Consider the following 15,695-nt stretch of genomic DNA (forward strand, 5'->3'; position numbering starts at 1 on the left):
GCAGCCCTACGCGATGAGCGGCCGCCGCCTCGGAAGAAAGGGCTTCGATTGGCGGCCTGTCGCATTCGTACAGCGCCGCATACACCCGACAGGCTAGGGCTCAGCTACATCGGTCTCTCGCTGGACCGGATGCTTCGAGTCGAGGCACCGAAGACAGCGGACGCGCTTTGGTCGGTAGAACAGATACTGCGGGCAGGAAGTTGCGGGGCGCTCGTTTTCTACGCCGCGCAATTACCGGAGACTGTCTTCATCATGGTGCGGCCGCTCGCGTCCGCACAAGACGCATCACCAGCACTGTTGCGGCTGGCGCTCAAGCCATCCGCGGACGGGTTGACGGTCGACATCGTCAAACGGCGGGGCCCCTCGTGCGCCGCGCCCCTCGCGATTGCCCTTCAACCTACTCCCGTTCTGTTGTCGCGGCATGCGCGTCTTTCCCGTCAGTCCGCAGTCCAAGTTGCCGCTGGGAGTCGTCAAAAGGAACCGGTCGCCTGAGCTTACTACGATGGTGCCGTGCTTGAACGTTGCGTTGCAGGACTACGGCCCGGTAAGTGCTTATCATGACCGCATGAAAAATGGAGGCATCCATGTGCTACTCGGCTCAAGTCGTCGCAGACTATAGGAAATTTGTGCGCACGTTTGGCGCCATCATGGACATCCACGAGTTCGCGCGTCTGTTCTTTGAGCGCGCCGAAGGTGTCAGCAAAGCGAAGGTGCCCAAGGCGATGGAAGATGCCTTCGCCGAGCCACAGACTGACGACGAGTGGCAAATTGAAGCCGCCATCGCCAGGTACGCTTCAGTGCAGGCTACCAAGCTCGAGCAGGAGCTCTTCAAACAGCGCAAGCGTCTAGCCGACGCCGAACGCAAGTTGCAAACGAAAGTCACGAAAGCAGCAACGGAAAGTCAGCGAATCGCTACCGACAAAATTGCCTGGGCCAGGGGCAAACTCGAAGACCTGCAGCGAACAGATCCAGAACCGCGGGACTCGCGCATCTTTCCCGGCAACTATGCTCCCGTAATGGTGATGGAGAACGGGCAACGAGTCGTCAAGCCCATGCGCTATCAGTGCCGCATTGCTGGAAAGCCCGCGTCTTACGACATCAAGTTTCCCGGCACTTACAACGCGCGCCGGGATAGCCTCGAAGGTTTTTGGGCACCTTGCTTCGGACACACCCATGCGGTCCTTCTCGTTGAAGTATTTTACAAGAATGTGAGCAAGGCAAAGTTCGAGAATACGTTACTTGAGACTCACGCGCGCGATGAGAACGTCGTCCTCGAGTTCCGTCTGAGCAACGGCGAGCTGATGCATGTTGCCTGTCTGTGGTCACGATGGAGCGCACCGGGGGAACCGGACCTGCTTTCATTCGCAGTAGTCACAGATGAACCTCCTCCAGAAGTCGCCGCAGCAGGTCATGACCGGTGCATCATTCCTATCAAACCGGAAAACATAGATGCATGGCTCAATCCCGACCCGAAGGACCTGGAGGCGATGTACGCAATCCTTGATGACCGAGACAGGCCGTATTACGAGCACAGGTTGGCGGCATAGCGATGCGTACTCGCTCATACTACCTTCTGGTTTGATGACAGCGGTTTTTAGTAACATTGCGAGGTCGATTGAGTAACGCAATGAACGGATTCGGTACGCAGGCACCACATGGATATTTTTTACTATTCGCAGAAGCTGGAGCGAAACCTCAAAAACGGTGAGCTCGGCTATTTCGGCTCCAACAACACGAAAATCCTTGAGCTCTCAGAGCGGTTGCCCAAGCGCATTTGGGTGTTCAAAACCCCAAAAGGGATGAAGGGGTCTATCCAGTTGGTCGGCTCGCTGCTTGTCAGCGATGAGCCTTGCGTCGCTATAAAGACCGACTACCCTCATGTCATCTATTACGACCCGTTCTCGCCGGAGTCCGTGATGTTCACGGACTCCGATACTCCCCAGCGTATCGAGGCGGTCTCTGCCTACTTCCAGTATCGATTTCACGTCGCGTTTAGCGCCAACTTCAACGGCGATGCCGGTGTACAAGCTTTGGAATCGAACGTAGTTCGCGGTTTCGAGGCCCTCGTTGCTGATTGGGGAAAATGCCAAATGCTTGAGCGAGTCAGAGACCGCAAGAAAGTGCAACCCATCAATCCGTTCGCGCATCAGTCAACGTGACGTCACTGGACGGTTCCGTTTCGGTGTAACTATTGAGCCGAATTCGCCTGCGGGAATTCAGCGAACTGCTGATTCGGGGCCAATCGAGCACTGCCACCGCACGATGTTGGGTAGGATGTTATGCGGCTATCGAATCAATGGCGTAACCGGAGGTCCGAACCTAAACTCTGCAAAGGACGTAACGGGAATCCAACAGGGAGACGGAATCAATGGAGCGCGCGACCCTTGTTATGGCGGTTCGCCATCTGTGCGCGGCGGCCGAAATTGCAGCCCAGGCAGGGCCGCAGGACTTCCGTTCGACGCGTTCCAGCTACTCGCGTTCTTTTGTCGCTACGACGATTCAGGTCTCCGTCAGACGTTGATTTTCGACATCTAGTGACGAATTATTTCTTCGCACCACTGAGGCAGCACTCACGATGGCGGGGCGAAACCAGTTTGACGCCTCACTCGCACTTCTTGAGCAAGCCCGCTCGCTATTGTCGTCGACATAGAACTTGCAACCGTGGTTGTCATTGCGCCGTCACTAGCGGATTGCTCGAGCGGGTGCCGAAACATATCCGTGCGGCATCTCAACCGCGGAAACGGCAATGACGACACTCGAATCCCTTGCAAGCAAACATCCAGAAACTGCAGGCGCAAGCTGAAGCGCTCGCCGCGAAAAAGTCGAGCGCCGTTATCGAGAAGATTCGGGAATTGATGGCAGAACACGACCTGACTACTGCTGACATCGATTCGTAGGTTGGTGGCAAGAAACGTGGACCGAAGCCGCGTGTCAACGCAGCGGCGAAAGCTGGAAGCCCAGTAGCGAAATATCGCGACCCGAAGACGGGGGCGACATGGTCAGGATACGGCCGCGCGCCCGGATGGTTTGCCGCGGCGAAGGACCGCGGTAAGTATCTCGTTGAAGGCAACGCCGCAGTCTCGGCTGTTCCTACCGCGAAGGCCGCGAAGGCTGGAAACTACGTGAGAGGCCCCCAGCCTGCGCTGTACGCTGACCCAAAGACTGGCGCAACCTGGAATGGACGTGGGCGCGCGCCGGCGTGGATTGCCAACGCGAAGGACCGCAGCAAGTTTCTGATTGGTGGCGCTACCGCGGGTGACAAAAAGCAGGTGGTCAAGAAGGCTGCTGCCAAGAAGGCCCCGACGGCGAAGAAAACTGCTGCCAAGAAGGCCTTGGGCGGGAAGGCGCCGGCCACGAAGGCTGCGGCGAAAAAGCCAGTTATCGGCAGCGCCAGCGTCGCTTCGACAGTGCCCTCGACAGAGTCCTGAGTGCGCCAGCGTGTTGGTTGATGCCCGGGTAACCACGCAGATATGCGACTGCACCGGGCATGCGAATCGAAGCTTGATTGCGGTGAACTGACCTGGCCGGAGCTGAGCGTCTTGTCGTATGTCCCTGACTCATCCGCGACAGTCGAAATGAGCCGGAAGACGAAAAGTTGCCTCACAATGCCAGGTCCGATTATCGCCAACATTGAACGCTATCGCTTCACCGGCTCACGTCCACGGGACGTGCTTTCCATCGAGGTCGCGGTCTAACCGGTAGGCAGCACTGATGAGGGCAAGATGAGTCAGAGCTTGCGGAAAATTGCCGAGGGATTCTCCTGTCGTCGCGACCTCTTCTGAAAAGAGGCCGAGGTGGTTCGCGTAGGCCATCATTTTCTCGAATACAAGACGCCCTTCCTCGACTCTTCCCGAGCGGGCGAGAGCCTCGGCATACCAGAAAGAGCACGCGCTGAAGCCACCCTCGGTACCAGGGAGGCCGTCCAGCGTCGAACCACGCGTGTAGCGGAACACCAGAGGGTCCACGCATAGTTCTCCACCAATTGCGTCAAGTGTCCCGGTCCAGCGAGGATCTTGTGGGCCGATGAACCGCACCAGTGGCATCATCAGCACGGAAGCGTCGAGCGTCGTTGAGCCCGGAGTCTGAACGAAGGAGTTGCGCTCATGGCTCCAGAAATTCTCGTGGATGTCGCGATATATGTCGTCCCTCGCGGCGAACCAGTCGCTGAACGGTGCTGGCAGAGACCGCTTCTCGGCAAGCCGCAGAGCACGGTCAATAGTCACCCAACACATGAGGCGGGAGTGCAACAACGGGCGAGTACCATTTCGGAGCTCCCAGATTCCGTTATCCGCCTCGCGCCAGTGGTTGACGACATATTGCACCGTGCGGGCAACATGGCGCCAGCCTTCGTACGAGATGCTGACGCCATATTTGTTGTACAGGTAGACCGCATCCAGGAGCGCCCCGTAGACGTCCAGTTGCTTCTGGTCTCGCGCAGCGTTGCCAATCAGGAAACCTCGGGTTGAGCCGCTAAACGATTCCAGGGCTTCTTCTTCCGGGACAGACTCGCCGTCAACTGCATACATCACCTGAAGCGAGCCGTCCGAAGCGCAGTCTCTGTTCCGGTCCGCAATCCATTGCATGAAATGCTCTGCTTCTTCCGTGTATCCAAGCCGCAATAGCGCATAGACGGAAAAAGCGGCATCGCGTATCCAGGTGAAGCGGTAGTCCCACTTACGAGAGCCATCCTGCGATTCAGCGAGGCCAAAGGTGGGCGCCGCGATAATCGCGCCGTGCTCGCTTGAGCTTAACAGCTTCAGGGTGAGCGCTGAGCGCAGAACCATTTCCCGGTAGCGACCGCGATAAGACGACTGCGCAGACCAGCGCTTCCAGAAGTCGGTGGTGTCGCCAAGCAGCGCCTCACAATCGATATCCTGCTGGGTAAAGTCCGCCTCAACACCGAACGCGATGCTCAGCGTGTCGCCTTCACCAAGTTCCACTATGGCTTCAACCGCGCCCCGGTCGCATGCAAGTGATGCTGACGCAACGAGCAGAAGAGCTGCTTCACCGTCGTCCGGGACGAAGCGGAAGCCACCCTGCGTCGGCTCGACAGCATGACCAGTGCGCCCGTAGTTGAAGCGAGGTTGGCAGCGGATGGACAGGCGCATGGAGCCAAGGAGGACCTTGACCGTCCGGACCACGCAGTTTGCCGTGGACCGGCAGAGTTTGCCCTTTGAGTCATTGACGACCGGCATGAAATCGACAAGCTCGCAAACACCATCGCCAGTCATGAAGCGGGTCAGAAGGACGTTAGTTGCCGGCAAATACATCTGCTTCGAGTTGAAGTCGGCAGAGGATGGGGTGATTGAGAACTGACCACCATCTTCATCCAGCAACGCGGCGAAGATGGTTGGCGAATCCATGCGCGGAAAACACATGAAATCGATGGACCCGTGTGTGGAAACGAGCGCTGTAGTCTTCATGTTGCCAATCAGGCCACGGCAGTCAGCCGACAAGCCAGTGCGTTCACCCTCTCTATTGCTTGAGCCCAATTGGATTCCTCAAAGGATGCGCCCGCGACTGGACGAACTCAGGCGCTGATTTCATGAGCGCTAGATGAAGCACGTCCTGTTCCATGCCCGAACCGCTGACGCGGCCGTCTTCCCTTGTCAGGCGTCGACGGTAGAAAGAAGCCTCGACAGCATGGCTGTATCGCGCTTCTGCGAACGGCGATTGATGGTACGAGGATAACCCAGTGCCACTGATGCTGCCTCGGTCGGCCCGACCGGGTTTCGCATACCTAGCTGCAGTGGCGAATGCCCGGTGGCCGCACAGATGTGTCATTGCACTGCCCGACAGGCGCACCTTTGTTGCCGATGCGGGGCCTAACCGAAGCCAGAATTTTGGTCCGGGGCGCCTGACCCATCCGCGAGCTTCACGTCCTCTGTGCCAAACTCGCTGGGCGATGTCCCCAGTTCCCGCCGGAACATATCACTGAAGCTGCTTGGCTGATACCCAAGCGCCCGTGCGACGGTACTGACTGACTGGCCTTCGGCAATTCTGGAAACCGCCATCGCGAGTTGTACTTGCCGCCTCCATTCGCCAAAGCCGATGCCAAGGGCGCGGAAAAACAGTCGCGCGAGGGTGCGGACACTGGCGCCTACGGACGCTGCGTGCTGTTCGAAGCTGATGTCGGCTGACGGATTTTCGATGACCGCGTGGCACAGGACTTCGAGTCGGCGGTCAGTTCCGTCCGGTAAGGGGATTCGTAAAGAATAACGACTCGCGTGCGCAAGTTCCAGCGCAGCGAAACGGTACGCGACGTCGAGGTATATTTCGTCCCTCTGCGCCTCTCGTTCTGCAATGGCCGTAATAAGCTCGCGCAAAAGACCATTGATTTCAAATACGTCGGGCTGTTTGCTCAGATGCTTTACGTCCTCTTTTCGCAGGTAGAGGTTTCGCATCTCGACAGCGCTCATCATCCGGATTGAATGTACCGTGTCGGGAGGCAGCCAGACCGCCCGTTGAGGCGGAACCACCAAAGCCTGCCGTCCGACCTCAACCCACATGACGCCTGCCACCGCATAGAGGACCTGCGCCCAGTCATGTGAGTGCGGGTCAATGCGCAGCCCACGAGGGTACCTTCGGGCTAACGATTTTCCGCGCCCAGCGTTTTCCGACAGGTCGGGAGGAACTGCTTTGGACATGAGCATCAATCCGCGTGTTGTTGCGCGACAACGTAGTTTCACACGGTCTGTAAATCAACCTTGGAAGCGACTTGTCTGAAACGCAGAAGTCCTTGTCGCAACGCCCGGGTATCACCCTCTAAACTTCCACCGTGGATGCATGCACTGACTTCAGTGCAGCCAGAACCATCGAAGGACTACAGCCATGAAAGCAATTCAATTCCGCTCGTTCGGTGCCCCGAGCGTGCTCGAGTATCTCGATTTGGAGACGCCGCATGCTGATGCAGGGCATGTGGTGGTTCAGGTCAAGGCGGCGTCGGTCAATCCCAGTGACGTCAAGAATCTTTCGGGTCACTTCTCGCACACCGTACCGCCTCGAATCCCTGGCCGTGATTTCAGCGGTGTTGTAGTTGAAGGTCCCGCCGAATGGATTGAAGCAGAAGTTTGGGGCACGGGAGGCGACATCGGCTTCACGCGCGACGGGACCCACGCTGAATTTGTGCGAATTCCCTTAAAAGCCCTGTCGCGCAAGCCGGCCAATCTTTCACACGCTGAAGCTGCTTCCATTGGCGTCAATTTCGTCGTCGCATGGCTCGGTACCGTCGAGTACGGACAACTTTCTGCGGGCGAAACCATCGCCGTCATTGGTGCGTCGGGAGGCGTTGGCGGCGCTGTGACGCAGATTGCAAAAGCACGCGGCGCGCGAGTGATTGCAGTCGACCGTCGCGAACCGCTTCCGGATTCACCTGCAGGTCGCCTCGTCGACCATTATGTGCCCATATCCGAGGACGCAGCACCGCGCGTGCGAGAGCTGGCAAATGGTGGTGTCGACCTCGTCTACGATGCGGTAGGAGGAGTGACCTTCGAGCTCGCGCTTTCCCTTGCCAAACGGCGCGGCCGCGTCATTGAAATCAGTGCTACCGGCAAGCGGCGTGTCGAATTTGACTTGATTGACTTCTACCACAATGAGACGCAGCTCTTTGGGGCGGACAGTGCGAAGCTCGGCGTTGCTGACTCTGCACCATTCATGGATGCGCTGAGAGAAGAGTTCGAGAGGGGAAGTTTCGAGCCGCCGGTGATTGCGCAGCGATATACGCTTGAGGAAGCGAAGGTTGCATACGAGGCGGTCCAGGCGGGTACCCGTGGCCGCGTCGTGCTCGAAATGTGAGTGTTATTTCCCTCTACGGAATCGGAACACATAATGAAACCTTACCTTGTGTCGCTTGCTGCCGGAGTGTTCGTCGGGTTGGTCTACAGCGTTATCAACGTGAAGTCGCCGGCGCCACCGACGATTGCGCTTATAGGTCTGCTCGGCATGCTTGCAGGGGAGAATATGCTGCCTTTCGCACGTCACCTGCTCACCCATGTGCTCAGCTAGGTCGCAAGCGCAACGGAGGTCGTGCAAGACCTGATGGATGAGACGTTCAAGGAGGCCGGCGAGCCGACCGCTGTCCGCACAAGTGCCGCAAGCAAGTGGTATCAGACGGACGAGAATCGGAGGCTCGTCGTTGGTTCGCGAGCAGCGTGGAGAGCGCGCAGGACGTCGCCAGGGATATTGCGTCAGCGCTCGCAGTGTGTGCGCAGAACGATACGGATGGCGGAGGCTATGTTTGCCCGGTAATTAGATGGGGGAGAAGGAGGTTGCCACTAGCGACCTCCCTTGCAGGCAAGACCTGATCAGCCATTGTCTATGCTCAGGCCGGCGCAGGGAAGGTTTCCCGTACCATCTGCTCGCTCTTACGCCAGAGCGCCTCCGCGGTAGCCGCGTCGAGCGCATAGCTTCGAACACCCCCGCTGACAGGGTTAATCACAGCATCGTCAGGAACAACCTCGCTCACGTGACAGTCCTCGCAGTATCGGCCGCCGACGTCTTCAGCAGACGCGACCGCAGCAGTCCACACGGATGTTGCCGCGCCTTGTGGGATGGTCTTGAACTGGAAAGGCGGTTTCCCTTCAGACGCGAGCTGCCTGTTAATCGCGTCGACCATATTTGTCAGCTGTTCTTCGCCCATGTGTCGTCCCAGTTCGGTCCGAATTCCACCGGGATGGACAGCCGCCGCTCGTACGCCTCGGGCTCGATGTCGCTGGTCGAACGCTACCGCGAAAAGGATGTTTGCTGTTTTCGAGCGCCCGTATGCCACGAACGGCTCGTAGGGCGTACGCTCGAAGCCGGGGTCGTCAAGGTCAACGTTCGCAAACCGGTGGCCTGAAGATGCGAGCATCACCACGCGTGCTCCGTCCGGGAGCAGGGACGCGAGCCGGTTCACGAGCACGAAATGCCCCAGGTGATTGGTCCCAAACTGCGTCTCAAAGCCGTCCGCGGTCTTTCCCAGTGGTGTAGCCATGACACCCGCATTGGCGATGATGATGTCAAGCGGCTTTGCCTCGGCGAGCAGTTTGTCACTGCAGGCCCGAACGCTGGCAAGGCTCGCGAGGTCCAGCTCAACGAGTTCGATGTTGCCACCGCCCGTGGCGGCTTCCTGCCTCGCACCGATGATTGCTCGTTCTGCTTTATTCAAATCTCTCGCTGCGCCGACAACCGTTGCACCGCGTGCCGCGAGGGCTCGCGCGGTCTCCACGCCAAGTCCGGCGGATACGCCTGTGACCAGAATGCGCTTTCCGTCGAGCCGTGTGCCCGACAACGCGTCGTCGGCCGTCGATGTCGCTCCCAACTGTTTCGTCATGCCACCCTCCGTCACTGTAAGATTGGCGGCGCCTTCACAATCCACTAAAACGGAGGATGTCTCCGTTTTCAATATACTAAGCGGAGTGTCCCTCCGTTTGCAAGTTCAATTCACGCCATGACTGCGTCTACGCCCAAAGAAAAGAAGCCACGAGCCGACGCGCTACGCAACCGTGAGCGCATCCTCGAAGAGGCGAAGAGGGCCTTTACCAGTGGAGGAGGTGACATTAGCCTTGAGGAGGTTGCGCGGCAGGCTGGCGTCAGTCCCGGGACTCTCTATCGCCACTTCCCAACCCGAGAGGCTTTGCTTGAGAGTGTCTATCGCGCCGAGGTCGAAAGCCTTGCGGAAGAGGAGCGACGGCTTACACGGGAATTGCCAGCTGCCGAGGCGCTGAGAGAATGGATGTTGCTGTTTGTCGACTACATCGCGACCAAAAAAATCATCGCACCGGCGCTAAACTCCGTCGTCGGCGGAGCCGCGACGGAGTTGTTTGAATCTTCGGGAAAGCAAATCAAGGCGGCAATCCAGACACTCGTGTCGCGCGCGGTCGAGAGCGGAGACGTCCGGGCGGACCTGGAACCGCTGGACTTGTTGCGCGCGCTGGTCGGCGTGTCGAATGTCGCTTCAGCTCCCGACTGGCAGCAAAGCGCGAGGCGACTGGTAGATATTCTGTTGCTCGGGTCAAAGCCGGGCAACTGATAGACCGCAGCCAGGAAGTACGAGGCAGAGGTATCCGTTCGATGGTTCAAACATCCTTATCAAACTCGGCTCTCACGCCGCCGGGCGGCGTAGTTCGGACTCTTGCATAAAGGCTTTGGCCACAGGTTCCGACTACTTCCGCACGCACATCGGTGCCTCCCGCCCGATGCTGCTGGACCCAAAGAGCTTTGCTGCTGTGCCTGCTGCTCGGCTTGCCGTTGAGCGTGCTCGAAGGAAGCGATGAACGTCATTCGCAATATAGCCTCTCACGTTGAAGATGCTTGTGAGAAGGCTGAGCAGAATGGGGTTTCGCCGAAAAAAACAGGATGGAAACCGGGGTGCGGGGCTTCGTGGGGCTTTCGTTGCAGGCAGCGACTGGGGCGAGCGCCTGAATTATCGGTTGCCGTTATCACAGTTAGTGCAGCCTCTCGGACAAAGCGTGGGCAGCGGCTCGGCGTTGGAAGCTGTTAAGTCGGGCGACCTAGTTGCATCGCCAGGTCGTTTAGGTCTGCCGCCTCGTAGTCCCATGGTTGTTCAGCGCGTAAGTCGCTTTGTTGGTCCGGGCCATGTTCGACGGGCCGAAGCACGAACGCGGTCTTTAGGCCGCATTGACGCGCTGCCGCCAAATCGCCGTTATGAGCCGCGACCATGCAAACCTGCGCTGGGCTAAGTCCAAGGATTTCGGTTGTGTCGGCATAGACTTGTGGCGATGGTTTGTACGCTCTGACGACTTCCGCGCCGAGAATGGCGTCCCAAGGAAGCGCGGCACGCTTCGCCATGTCCACCATCAGTCTAATGTTGCCATTTGAAAGGGGCGCGATAATGAATTGACGCTTGAGCCTCAACAGCCCTTCTACAGAATCGGGCCACGGGTCTAGCCGATGCCAGGCAAGGTTCAGCTCGTCAAGTTCGTCGGCGGTGACCGAGTCGACATCAATGCCGAAGTTGCGCAAGACCTTGACCAGATTCTCTTTCTGAAGAACGTCAAGGCGGACAAACGACCGTCGTCCACTTCTAATTTCTTCCATAGCGGGCGAGTATTCGCGTCGCCACGCATCTGCGAACTCGGTGGCGTCGACGGCCATGTTGCGACGGCTGAGAAACGGGCCTACATCTCGCGCAACGCCGCCTCGCCAATCAACGACGGTGCCAAAGACATCGAACAGAAGAGCTTTGATTGCGGAATCCTTAGTCATTTCCTGAGCCTCTCAATCGGCGCATTGGAACAAGTCTACTCGTCCGCCGCTGTTAGGACGAAGGTAGCGTCTACTAAAGGCAAAAAGACAGGTTACCAAGGTTCGCTTCTTTGCCGCATCGACTCTTGGACGTTCGGCGGTCGGCTGGCTCACTTACCGCTCGTTAGGCGGTGCGCACGCCTGAACGGGCAAAGCCGCGACGAGAGGGCTTGGGAACCGCGGTTGCGCCCTGGGCCTCACAGCGCCGACAGTGCCCTAAGTTTTCCCCCAGTGGTGCCGATACCAAGTCGCTGGACACGATAAGCAGCGAATCGCCACCGACAAAATCGCCTGGACCAAGCGCAAACTCGAGGACCTGCATCGAACAGAGTCACAACCGCGGGACTCACGCATTTTGCCGGGACAATACGCGCTCGTCATGGTTATGGAACATGGGCATCGCGTAGTGAAGCCCATGCGCTATCAGTACCCAGCTATCAAACAACTCCGAAACGGCTGCTCAGCGTGTCAGACAAACCGTGGCCGGGTTGGCGGCTATCTACAGTGCAATGACGTTCGTCTAGTCCTGGAGCGCGCGCCGAAACAGTTCGTATGTCCGCAAATTCGCGAGTTCCGCAGCAGCGCTGTCGTAATGGTGGCCCGTGTGTCGAGCAAACGCGTGGTTACAACCGGGATATGAGTGAACGGTGGCGTTGCCATTCTCAGCCATCGCTCTTTTGATGGGCGTTTTGGCAGGCATAGCAACGTAAACCGCGAAGCTTCCATCGTCCGTCCGAACTTCCTGATACTTGCCCATTGCATCTCTCCTTGTTTCGCAGATAGAACTTCCTGTAATGAGGGTGAGGTGCTGCAGTCAGCATGACAGTAGCGCCTAGCAACAGTATCGCATTCGCGGCGGCTCAAAGCAGTCTTGACCCAGGCGCCATCGCCGCTCATTCGGGCCCCCCTGCTCCGCATGGCCGGTTCATGGCTGACAGGCAAAGTCATCTCTTGAAGTTGATCGAAGACGCGATGGGGAGCCTTCGTATATGGGCGACTACGCGAAGAAGGCGAAGACTACGAGCCTGACTAAGCGAACGTCGAAGCCGCCTTGACAATCGCGACGGTCTAAACCGTACTCAGGTAGGCGAGCGGTCCTTCCACCCGCTTCGCGCCGAACTAGCCGACCTCCTCGTCAACATGGCATAGTTGGACATCTCAACTGCGGAAACGGCAATGACGACATTGGAATCCTTGCAAGCAAAAATCCAGAAGCTGCAGGCACAAGCAGAAGCGCTCGCCGCGAAAAAATCGAGCGCAGTTATCGAGAAGATTCGAAGCTTGATGGCAGAGCATGGACTGACTACTGCTGACATCGATGTGCACGTTGGTCGCAGAAAACGCGGGCCGAAGCCCGTTGCGAAGGCAGCAGCGAAAGCTGGAAGCCCAGTAGCGAAATATCGCGACTCGAAGACCGGCGCGACATGGTCAGGACACGGCCGCGCGCCGGGATGGATTGCTAACGTGAAGGACCGCAGTAAGTTTCTCGTTGAAGGCAACACCGCAATCTCGGCTGGTGCACCTAAGAAGGTCGCGAAGGCAGGAAACTACGCGAGAGGCCCCCAGCCTGCGCTGTACGCTGACCCAAAGACTGGCGCAACCTGGAGTGGACGTGGTCGCGCGCCGGCTTGGATTGCTAGTGCCAAGGACCGCAGCAAGTTTCTTATTGATGGCGCTACTAAGGTCGACACGAAGCAGGTGGTCAAGAAGGCTGCTGCCAAGAAGGCCCCGGCGGCGAAGAAAACTGTTGCCAGGAACGCCGCGGGCGGGAAGGTGCCGGCAAAGCAAGCCGCGGCGACAAAGACCGCACCGACGAAAAAGGTTGGGGTGAAAAAAGTGGTCGCCAAGAAAGCCGTGGGCGGGAGCGTGCGGGCTAAAAATGCGCCGCGCCAGAGCGTAGCGGTGCCCGCTCCGGTGCCCACGGTCGAGTCTGACGCTGAGTTGACGACCTAAACGCAGTTATCAGGTGCCCGGTGAACCAGCGATTTTCCGATTCCACCGGGCGCACTAAGCCGACGACGTCCTATTGCGACTGTGGTACCGGGCGTTGCGTGGCTTGCTGTTGAGCGTGCTGCTTCGCAAGATGCCTGCCGACCATGCAGCCACCGACCGCACCACCGACAGCGCGGTGCCCCGCGTGATGCCCGGCGACTCCGTCCACAACCGCGCTCTTGAGGCAGCCTGCGGCGTTTACAGTGACTTAAGCGCGCAAGGCGTCCTTAACAAGCCGGTCGCTCTGTGGCTGGAAACTGTCTTTCCGCGCAGCGCCTACTCGGGCGCATCCTCATCGAACAACTCGTCGTCCTCTGACTGCAGGACAGGAGCCGCGCTCCCAGATGCGTCTGAACCGTCGCTGGTGGCCGGCGCGTTCGCCGGCTGCCTGTCGGTGTCGTCTTCGGGGCCAACCTTGTGACCCTGCTCCTTTCGATGCTTCGCCATTGGTGTGCTCCTTGACCGAAGTAGCGGTCCATTGCCCGAAAAATCGCACGGACTGCCGCGCAGGCTATGGGGCAGGCGGCAGCCACTGTGTATGCTGCCTGCCCGAATGAGCCGTCAAATGTCCGTAACGTCGCTTCCGCTGACATCACGGGTTGCAGACCAGTACGGGTCGCGGTTGTAGTACTGATGTACGGTCGTGCCCCACTGCGCATCCGCCATGGACGGCCAGTGATCCTTGTCGAACCCCGGCTCGTTCCTGATTTGTTCGGCGGTCATATCGACGAAAAAGCACTTCTCGTCAGTATCCAGCGTCAGCGCGCTCCAGGGAATCGCGTGCAGTTGGCTGCCCACTCCGAGAAAGCCACCTTCGGCAAGAACGGCGTATGCGATGCGGCCGCTACGCACGTCGAGCATGATGTCGGATATCTTCCCAACGTGTGCTCCGTCAGACGACATCACCTTTGTGTCATCCAGAGTCGTTGCTGCCATTACGTCTGGCCCCGGCCCATCGCCAACGCCACTGCCGACAATGTTCGCGCCGGTGCTGCCCGTCTGCGCTTGCGTTTTGGGGTCAAGAGTTGTCATGGTCGTCTCCTTGAAGTTCGTGCCCTTCGGCGCGCAACGCGCGTGCCAAGACGAAGCCTACTTTCACATGTTTCGACAAGCCGTGTCGAAAGCAGCCAATGACGCACTCGGAGCGTCGCTCCTCGCAGTCATGGAGTCTCGCAACCTCGGACTTTCGACATTGGTCGCCGGGCAGTTCGGCGACGTGTCATAGGCGTTGGATGCGCCGTTCTCCACGCGGGGTTTTTGGCGACTCGGTAATCCTCCACTTAGGCCGGTCACGGCCAACATCTGGAATCGAGGGCTCGCCAGTGGGACGGACCCAAGTACTCGGAAGCGTAAGTCCCCGCGCGTCCGCCAAGCGTTCAACCAGAAACCCATGGACGGTGCGCAGCAGCTCTTCCATCGCAGTCGGCTTGCGAAGGAGTGCAGTCCAACAACGAGTCACAGACGCGGGCTCTGGCCTGGCTGACAACATAAGCAACCGGTGTCTCGACGAACGCCGCCTGGAATGTGAGGCGGCGGCAAAGCTCTGCACGATCCATTTCCGGCATTTCCCAGTCGGCGATGACGAGCTTCGGTAGTTTAGCGATGCCTTCCGCAATGCATCGCGTCCGTTTTCTGCAAGCACGACGCGATACCCGCGATTTGAAGCGGCCTATGAATCATCCCACGCCAGTGAATGGCCCGGTGTCAGGGTCAACGGGCGCAGTTTTCGAGCAGCTAAATAATGATGATTATCGTATGCAACATCAAACAAGCGTCACACGCAGTCGCGAGCAGCGATTGGCGGATATTGTCTGGCTACAGAACTGGTAGGGCGCGGCCAAACGATTTAAGATATTAAGTACTAATAGTTAGGATAATATAATAATAAGAAATAGTGTAAACCCGCAGTTTCGAAAATCGAGGAGAGTCCGGATGGACGTGCTGGTCGTCGAGGACAATGAGGATGTGGCAGACAGTCTGGCTTTCCTGCTTGACTGCTATGGTCTCCACGCCACTGTCGCGCAGGACGGAGAGACTGCACTTTCGCTGCTACGTGGCCATGCCTTCGGGCTGGTACTTCTGGATGAGAACCTGCCGGGAATCAAGGGAAGTGCAGTCGCACGGTCGATTATCACAACGCCTTTCGCTGGGCGGCCGTTCATCGTGTCCATGACCGGTGACAGTGAAGTCGGTGGACTCACCCGGCTTTTCGACGTCTGCCTGCGGAAGCCGTTTTCTCTCGATGCACTTTTGCAAGCCATTGAAGATGCCCGAATGTGGGGGCAGGCCAGCGCTCTTCTGGCCGCCTAGGCACATTGCGTTGCTGTCAGGTACGGTCGGCCGCGAGCCCGATATGACGTTAGCCAACGTGGTTCTCGCAGGACCCCACAGTTCTGCTTTCGCGCTCGAGTACAAAGTCACATGCGAACAGTCCTTTCATGTCTGACATGACTGTACAT

16 protein-coding genes and 1 pseudogene are annotated in these 15,695 nt (G+C 58.3%); 10 read left to right on the forward strand and 7 right to left on the reverse strand.

Annotation, left to right across the window (positions count from 1 at the left end):
- The first annotated feature begins 584 nt into the window (after positions 1-584).
- From JMY24_RS33865 to JMY24_RS39455, 4 genes are all read left to right on the forward strand, one after another.
- Positions 585-1,547: an SOS response-associated peptidase family protein gene (locus tag JMY24_RS33865; RefSeq protein WP_128596098.1), complete on the forward strand. Its 963-nt coding sequence runs from the start codon at positions 585-587 to the stop codon at positions 1,545-1,547.
- Positions 1,548-1,655: 108 nt separating this feature from the next.
- A complete protein-coding gene (locus JMY24_RS33870; protein WP_128596099.1) occupies positions 1,656-2,159 on the forward strand; it encodes a hypothetical protein in 504 nt (167 codons plus the stop codon).
- 606 nt (positions 2,160-2,765) lie between these two features.
- On the forward strand, positions 2,766-2,897 hold the full coding sequence (locus JMY24_RS39720; RefSeq protein ID WP_413231289.1) for a hypothetical protein: 132 nt from the start codon (positions 2,766-2,768) through the stop codon (positions 2,895-2,897).
- Positions 2,898-3,122: 225 nt separating this feature from the next.
- Positions 3,123-3,428: an H-NS family nucleoid-associated regulatory protein gene (locus JMY24_RS39455; protein ID WP_328809319.1), complete on the forward strand. Its 306-nt coding sequence runs from the start codon at positions 3,123-3,125 to the stop codon at positions 3,426-3,428.
- Positions 3,429-3,653: 225 nt separating this feature from the next.
- Here the strand turns inward: JMY24_RS39455 and JMY24_RS33880 are convergent, their stop codons facing one another.
- Together JMY24_RS33880 and JMY24_RS33885 are read right to left on the reverse strand one after the other, a co-directional pair.
- Positions 3,654-5,456 (reverse strand): glycoside hydrolase family 15 protein, encoded by a 1,803-nt coding sequence (locus JMY24_RS33880; RefSeq protein ID WP_268960836.1) that lies wholly within the window; start codon positions 5,454-5,456, stop codon positions 3,654-3,656.
- Positions 5,457-5,825: 369 nt separating this feature from the next.
- Positions 5,826-6,647 (reverse strand): AraC family transcriptional regulator, encoded by an 822-nt coding sequence (locus JMY24_RS33885; protein WP_128596101.1) that lies wholly within the window; start codon positions 6,645-6,647, stop codon positions 5,826-5,828.
- 184 nt (positions 6,648-6,831) lie between these two features.
- On the opposite strand from JMY24_RS33885, the gene JMY24_RS33890 reads away from it, so the two are divergent.
- Positions 6,832-7,794, forward strand: coding sequence for a quinone oxidoreductase family protein (locus tag JMY24_RS33890; RefSeq protein ID WP_128596102.1), 963 nt, complete (start codon positions 6,832-6,834; stop codon positions 7,792-7,794).
- A 33-nt stretch (positions 7,795-7,827) separates the two neighbouring features.
- Positions 7,828-8,004: a DUF1427 family protein gene (locus JMY24_RS33895; protein ID WP_128596103.1), complete on the forward strand. Its 177-nt coding sequence runs from the start codon at positions 7,828-7,830 to the stop codon at positions 8,002-8,004.
- A gap of 316 nt (positions 8,005-8,320) precedes the next feature.
- Here JMY24_RS33895 and JMY24_RS33900 read toward each other — a convergent pair whose 3' ends face one another.
- On the reverse strand, positions 8,321-9,310 hold the full coding sequence (locus tag JMY24_RS33900) for an SDR family NAD(P)-dependent oxidoreductase (protein WP_128596118.1): 990 nt from the start codon (positions 9,308-9,310) through the stop codon (positions 8,321-8,323).
- Positions 9,311-9,427: 117 nt separating this feature from the next.
- Between JMY24_RS33900 and JMY24_RS33905 the strand changes: the two genes are divergently transcribed.
- Positions 9,428-10,009 (forward strand): TetR/AcrR family transcriptional regulator, encoded by a 582-nt coding sequence (locus JMY24_RS33905; protein WP_201703715.1) that lies wholly within the window; start codon positions 9,428-9,430, stop codon positions 10,007-10,009.
- Between the two features lie 467 nt (positions 10,010-10,476).
- On the opposite strand, the gene JMY24_RS33910 is transcribed toward JMY24_RS33905, so the two are convergent.
- Positions 10,477-11,205: a haloacid dehalogenase type II gene (locus tag JMY24_RS33910; protein ID WP_128596105.1), complete on the reverse strand. Its 729-nt coding sequence runs from the start codon at positions 11,203-11,205 to the stop codon at positions 10,477-10,479.
- Between the two features lie 304 nt (positions 11,206-11,509).
- On the opposite strand from JMY24_RS33910, the pseudogene JMY24_RS39905 reads away from it, so the two are divergent.
- Positions 11,510-11,671, forward strand: a pseudogene (locus JMY24_RS39905) (SOS response-associated peptidase family protein); the annotation flags it as partial.
- 93 nt (positions 11,672-11,764) lie between these two features.
- Here the strand turns inward: JMY24_RS39905 and JMY24_RS38740 are convergent.
- A complete protein-coding gene (locus JMY24_RS38740; protein WP_128596106.1) occupies positions 11,765-12,001 on the reverse strand; it encodes a dienelactone hydrolase family protein in 237 nt (78 codons plus the stop codon).
- 419 nt (positions 12,002-12,420) lie between these two features.
- Here JMY24_RS38740 and JMY24_RS33920 point away from each other — a divergent pair, with 419 nt between their 5' ends.
- Positions 12,421-13,197, forward strand: a complete 777-nt coding sequence (locus JMY24_RS33920; RefSeq protein WP_201703716.1) for an H-NS family nucleoid-associated regulatory protein — start codon at positions 12,421-12,423, stop codon at positions 13,195-13,197.
- Between the two features lie 315 nt (positions 13,198-13,512).
- Here the strand turns inward: JMY24_RS33920 and JMY24_RS33925 are convergent, their stop codons facing one another.
- Together JMY24_RS33925 and JMY24_RS33930 are read right to left on the reverse strand one after the other, a co-directional pair.
- A complete protein-coding gene (locus tag JMY24_RS33925) occupies positions 13,513-13,683 on the reverse strand; it encodes a hypothetical protein (RefSeq protein WP_164853634.1) in 171 nt (56 codons plus the stop codon).
- Positions 13,684-13,797: 114 nt separating this feature from the next.
- Complete coding sequence (locus tag JMY24_RS33930; protein ID WP_128596107.1) at positions 13,798-14,268, reverse strand: PRC-barrel domain-containing protein; 471 nt, start codon at positions 14,266-14,268, stop codon at positions 13,798-13,800.
- Between the two features lie 900 nt (positions 14,269-15,168).
- Between JMY24_RS33930 and JMY24_RS33935 the strand changes: the two genes are divergently transcribed.
- Positions 15,169-15,546: a response regulator gene (locus tag JMY24_RS33935; RefSeq protein ID WP_128596108.1), complete on the forward strand. Its 378-nt coding sequence runs from the start codon at positions 15,169-15,171 to the stop codon at positions 15,544-15,546.
- The last annotated feature ends 149 nt before the right edge of the window (positions 15,547-15,695 follow it).

Origin of the sequence: Paraburkholderia kirstenboschensis, from assembly GCF_904848585.1 — a bacterium.
Lineage (GTDB): Bacteria > Pseudomonadota > Gammaproteobacteria > Burkholderiales > Burkholderiaceae > Paraburkholderia > Paraburkholderia kirstenboschensis.

Excerpts from the sequence above, each read along its gene's own strand:
- JMY24_RS33865 (WP_128596098.1), top strand. The coding sequence starts at position 585 with ATGTGCTACTCGGCTCAAGTCGTCGCAGACTATAGGAAATTTGTGCGC.
- JMY24_RS33910 (WP_128596105.1), bottom strand. The coding sequence starts at position 11,205 with ATGACTAAGGATTCCGCAATCAAAGCTCTTCTGTTCGATGTCTTTGGC.
- JMY24_RS33870 (WP_128596099.1), top strand. The coding sequence starts at position 1,656 with ATGGATATTTTTTACTATTCGCAGAAGCTGGAGCGAAACCTCAAAAAC.
- JMY24_RS33885 (WP_128596101.1), bottom strand. The coding sequence starts at position 6,647 with ATGTCCAAAGCAGTTCCTCCCGACCTGTCGGAAAACGCTGGGCGCGGA.
- JMY24_RS33935 (WP_128596108.1), top strand. The coding sequence starts at position 15,169 with ATGGACGTGCTGGTCGTCGAGGACAATGAGGATGTGGCAGACAGTCTG.
- JMY24_RS38740 (WP_128596106.1), bottom strand. The coding sequence starts at position 12,001 with ATGGGCAAGTATCAGGAAGTTCGGACGGACGATGGAAGCTTCGCGGTT.
- JMY24_RS33905 (WP_201703715.1), top strand. The coding sequence starts at position 9,428 with ATGACTGCGTCTACGCCCAAAGAAAAGAAGCCACGAGCCGACGCGCTA.
- JMY24_RS33930 (WP_128596107.1), bottom strand. The coding sequence starts at position 14,268 with ATGACAACTCTTGACCCCAAAACGCAAGCGCAGACGGGCAGCACCGGC.
- JMY24_RS33890 (WP_128596102.1), top strand. The coding sequence starts at position 6,832 with ATGAAAGCAATTCAATTCCGCTCGTTCGGTGCCCCGAGCGTGCTCGAG.
- JMY24_RS33925 (WP_164853634.1), bottom strand. The coding sequence starts at position 13,683 with ATGGCGAAGCATCGAAAGGAGCAGGGTCACAAGGTTGGCCCCGAAGAC.
- JMY24_RS33920 (WP_201703716.1), top strand. The coding sequence starts at position 12,421 with ATGACGACATTGGAATCCTTGCAAGCAAAAATCCAGAAGCTGCAGGCA.
- JMY24_RS33895 (WP_128596103.1), top strand. The coding sequence starts at position 7,828 with ATGAAACCTTACCTTGTGTCGCTTGCTGCCGGAGTGTTCGTCGGGTTG.
- JMY24_RS33900 (WP_128596118.1), bottom strand. The coding sequence starts at position 9,310 with ATGACGAAACAGTTGGGAGCGACATCGACGGCCGACGACGCGTTGTCG.